Raw genomic sequence first — 4,675 nt, 5'->3', positions numbered from 1 at the left:
ATCAGCGTCATGCCTTGTTGATTCATAATGGCAAGGTGGCGGATAAGCTGGCGGGATTAAGCGCCAATTGCTGGACTTCGCCGGCAGCCGATCGAAATTCAATCTCAGCTTGCGTCATGTCACCATCCGGCAAAAACCATAATGTGGCGGGCAGGGCGTGTGCGGTATCGCCGCGCAGGCGGAGTTCACCGTTTTTAATCGTTCCCTGCGCTAACGCGCCGACCACCGGATGCCAGACAGTACCGGGCAATGGCCCTTTTTCACCGGCTTCACCGCTGGTGAGCGTTGAGAGTTGCCAGCGATCGCTGTGCAGGTGTAAGCGCCAAATGCGTGCTTCCAGCTGTGCCTGCTCCCACGCCCAACGCGCACTATCCTGCAGTTGTTCCAGCGGTTGCGCCGTTTTGCTCTCGGGCATCGCCGCGACCACCAAGCGTGTCACCACACCCAGCAACATCAGCACCATCATGATTTCTAACAGCGTGAAACCCTGACTTCTGTTCTTCATGGTTATTCGCTGCCGTCCAGCTGCCAATTATTGACATCATCTTCGCTACCGGTTTCGCCATCCGCGCCTACAGAGAACAGGTCAATAGCACCGTGTTTGCCTGGACTGACCAGGCGATAATCGTTGCCCCAGGGATCTTGTGGCAAGCGGCGGATATAGCCATCGCTGCGATAGTTGCGTGGTTGCGGGGCGATCGCTGGCGCCGTGACCAGCGCTTTTAAACCCTGTTCAGTGGTGGGATAACGGCCATTATCCAGCTTGTACATGTCGAGAGCATTCTCCAACGTGACAATGTCACTCACGGTTTTCTGCCGATCGGCGCGATCTTTATTACCCATCAAGCTGGGGATCACCAAACTGGCGAGCACGCCAAGAATCACAATCACTACCATGATTTCCAGCAGCGTAAAGCCACGCTGGCGTTGGGTTTGTTCCATTGAGTTTTATCCTGTCAGTGAGTTGAGCTGTAAAATCGGCTGCAAAATAGCGAGGATGATGAACAGCACAATCGCCGCCATCACCACAATCAGTAAGGGTTCGAACAGGCTTACCGCTATTGTCATCTGGCTGACAAAAGCCTGATCCTGAATATCGGCGGTGCGCTTGAGCATCGCATCCAGCTCGCCGCTGCTTTCGCCGCTGGCAATCATATGGCGCATCATCGGCGTGAGCAGTTGTGAAGCCTCCAGCGCCTGCGTCAGTGTGACGCCTTCGCGTACGCGTTCAGCAGCCAGCTGTAGGCGTTCACGAATAAAAACGTTACTCAGCACGGCCGCGCTGATGGCCATGCCTTCCAGAAGGGGGACGGCGCTATGGGTAAGAATGCTCAGAGTGCGCGCATAGCGCGCCAGGTTGAGATTCAGCGTAATACGACCGATCACCGGCAGCTGCAGCATGCGTTGATGCCAGCGCAGTTGCAGCGTCGGGTGGCGCAGGGCTCTTTGGCACAGCAGCAGAAGTGTAACGATGGCGATTAACAGTGAAGGTCCGAACTGCTGTGCTGCATCGCTCAGCTGCATCAGAATGCGCGTGCTGGCAGGTAAACGCTGTTGCATATGGCTGAACTGCGCCACCACTTCAGGCACCACCGCGACCAGCAAAATTCCCACCACCGACATGGCTACCACGGTGAGCAACAGCGGATAGATCATCGCCTGCAACAGTTTGCTTTTTAGTTTCTCGCTCTGCTCGCTGTAATCCGCCAGTTGCTCCAGCACACGCTCCAGGCGGCCGGAAGCTTCACCCGCGCTGATCATCGCCTGATACAAGGGGGAAAAGGTTTTCGGAAACAGCGCAACTGCTTCAGCCAGCGAACTGCCTTCCAGCACGCGCTGCCGTAAGGTGTCGATCAGCTGGCGCTGCTGTGGCTTTTCACTCTGCTGGGACAGCGCCTGCAACGACTGCGCCAGCGGTAAGTTCGCGCCAGTTAAGGTGGCGAGTTGGCGCATCATCAACACGAAATCACGAGATTTAATGCGACCTGACTTTGCGCGCGAGGCTGCGGCAGACTTTAACGATAACGGCTGCCAGCGACGCTCACGCAGCAGTTGCCGCGCGTGGCGGGCGTTGTCGGCTTCGATCGTACCGCGCTGGGTTTTACCCTGATCGTCGCGTGCCACAAAGCGGAAGTTCATCAATATCCCTCCCGGGAGACGCGCAGCACCTCTTCCAGTGACGTGATCCCGCCCAGAGCCTTGTCCAGACCGTCCTGCATCAGCGAGATACGCTGAGTGATTTGTTGTTGTAGAACCTGCTCATTCAATCCCTGGCTGATGGCGCTGCGTAGCGCATCATCCACTACAACCAGCTCATGAATGCCGGTACGACCACGATAGCCGCTATGGTTGCACGCGGCGCAGCCTTGCGGCTGAAAAAGCGGGGCGCTGAGCGTCAGGCCACTCAGTCCGTAGCGGGTTAACACATGATTATCGGGTTGCCACGGCTGTTTACAGGCTTCACAGAGTTTGCGTACCAGACGCTGGGCTAACACCGCGCTCAGGGCATTCGCCAGCAAAAAGGGTTCGATGCCCATATCACGCAGGCGTTCTATTGCTCCTAATGCGCTGTTGGTGTGTAGCGTAGAGAGCACCAGATGGCCGGTCAGCGAGGCTTGCACGGCGATTTGTGCTGTTTCGCTGTCGCGGATTTCACCAATCATCACCACATCCGGATCCTGACGCAAAATGGCGCGCAACCCACGGGCAAAGGTCATGTCAACTTTGGCATTGACCTGCGTTTGACCGATGCCTTCCAGTTCGTATTCGACCGGATCTTCGATGGTAAGAATGTTTTTTTCCGGACGATAAAGCTCGCGCAACGCGGCATACAGCGTGGTGCTTTTCCCCGAACCCGTTGGGCCGGTTACCAGAATGATGCCGTGCGGTAGCTGCAGCTGCTGCTTTAAACGCTGACACAACGGCGCATGCATGCCGGTATTTTCCAGCGACAGATCAAGGCTGTTTTTATCGAGGATACGCAACACCACGCGTTCGCCGTGACTGGCGGGCAGCGTTGAAACGCGGACATCCACGCTGCGGCCGGCAATGCGCAATGTTATGCGACCATCTTGCGGCAGGCGTTTTTCGGCGATATCCAGTTTTGCCATCACTTTGAGGCGAGAAATAAGATAGCGGCTGAGCTGGACCGGCGGCGTCAGCACCTGACGCAACATGCCATCAATGCGGAAGCGCACGCTTAACAGCTTTTCGAACGGCTCAATGTGCACGTCCGAAGCACCTTCACGCACCGCTTCGCTGAGGATCGCATTGATCAAGCGGATCACCGGCGCGCCATCGTCGCTATCCAGCAATTCATTTTCATCGGGTAAAGCATCAACCAATTCATCCAGATCGAGGCTCTGGCCGATTTCGCTCACCATCTGCTGCGATGCGTTGTTCTGCTGATAACAGGCGCTGGCGAGTTGCTGAAACTGTTCGTCGCTAACCGTTTCAATCCGCCCATCAGGGCAACGGCGTCGCGCCTCCGCCAGCGCAGCAAAGCGGATGCTTGATTTACAACAGAGTCGCGGAGGCTGTTCTGGCAGCAGCACAATGTCGTGCTGCTGCACCCAGTTCCACGGCAAAAGCGGCGTACTCATCGCGCCGCCCGATTGAAGTCGTTAATCAGTTGCACAGTCTCATCCAGCGCCTGATTGTTCTGGCTTCCACCGAGGATCTGATTAAAGCCGCGCTCAATGCTGCGTGCGGCAGGCGAGCCCTGCAGCGCATCGCCAAATTTATTACGCTGCGCTTCCGTGCTAACGCTGTAATCCGCCTGGCTGCGAATGATGGTTGGACGGATAAACAGCATCAGATTGCGTTTGCTGCTTTTCTCCGACTGATAGCGGAACAAACCACCCACTAACGGAATTTTGCCCAACAGCGGCACGCTATTGGTGACGCGTGAGCCGCTGTTATCCAGCAGTCCGCCCACCACTACGGTGTTGCCGCTGCTGACCTGCACCGCATTGCGTACCGTGCGGGTGTTGAAAGTGGGGCCGAGATTATCTTTGCTGGCCGCTTCTGACACGCTCGAGACTTCCTGCTCAATCTCCATCATCACCGCATTGCCTTTACTGATTTGCGGTTTCACCTTGAGCTTAATGCCCACGCTGCGGCGCGATACCGTTTGGTAAATGTTGTCGCCGCTGGTGGTTTGTGAACCGGTCAGCACAGGAACATCCTGGCCAACGGTGAATTCCGCTTCCATATTGTCGAGCGTGACGATGCTCGGCGTGGCGAGAATATTGTTTTCACTGTTGGTTTGCAGTGCGGTGAATAAACCCGACCAGTTGCCGCGATAAAAACCAGCGGCAAGGCCGTTCATCTTCGCCAGTGCTTCACCCATGCCGCCTGCGGATAGCCCGGTGACTTGCGTGCCGGTATCCGTAAACTGCGTACCGCCGCCGCGCTGATTGAACCACTGCACGCCGAGCGCCAAACCATCGGCATCCTCGACTTCAACGATAATGGCTTCGACCAAAACCTGGGCGCGATCGATATCCAGCAGCTGAATGACGTGTTCCAGCTCGGCAACACTCTCAGGCGGTGCGTTGATCACCAGCGAATTGGTGTGTTTATCGGCTTTTACCACCACGTCTTTCATGACGCTGATGGCCGGAATTGCGGTGCCGCCTTCGGAGCGGGTATCACCTTGCGGATTGATGCCGGT

Annotated in this window: 5 protein-coding genes; all 5 read right to left on the bottom strand. The window is 56.5% G+C overall.

All coding sequences use genetic code 11. The features are described 5' to 3' along the window. Positions 1 to 22 precede the first annotated feature (22 nt). Complete coding sequence (locus RTY00_RS20205) at positions 23 to 505, bottom strand: type II secretion system protein (RefSeq protein WP_312665822.1); 483 nt, start codon at positions 503 to 505, stop codon at positions 23 to 25. A 2-nt stretch (positions 506 to 507) separates the two neighbouring features. Beyond that, positions 508 to 942, bottom strand: coding sequence for a type II secretion system major pseudopilin GspG (gene gspG / locus RTY00_RS20200; RefSeq protein WP_312665820.1), 435 nt, complete (start codon positions 940 to 942; stop codon positions 508 to 510). 6 nt (positions 943 to 948) lie between these two features. Continuing rightward, a complete protein-coding gene (gspF, locus tag RTY00_RS20195; RefSeq protein WP_409519154.1) occupies positions 949 to 2,142 on the bottom strand; it encodes a type II secretion system inner membrane protein GspF in 1,194 nt (397 codons plus the stop codon). Beyond that, positions 2,139 to 3,602 (bottom strand): type II secretion system ATPase GspE, encoded by a 1,464-nt coding sequence (gene gspE / locus RTY00_RS20190; protein ID WP_312665818.1) that lies wholly within the window; start codon positions 3,600 to 3,602, stop codon positions 2,139 to 2,141. Before gspE ends, gspF begins: the two co-directional genes overlap by 4 nt. After that, a partial coding sequence (locus RTY00_RS20185) for a secretin N-terminal domain-containing protein (protein ID WP_312665816.1) occupies positions 3,599 to 4,675 on the bottom strand: 1,077 nt, incomplete at its 5' end. The genes RTY00_RS20185 and gspE, both read right to left, overlap by 4 nt.

Source organism: Pantoea sp. CTOTU49201 (assembly GCF_032054795.1).
Classification (GTDB): Bacteria; Pseudomonadota; Gammaproteobacteria; order Enterobacterales; family Enterobacteriaceae; genus Pantoea; species Pantoea symbiotica.
Note: the sequence above shows the minus strand (reverse complement) of the source record. Positions and strands in the feature narration are given on the sequence as shown.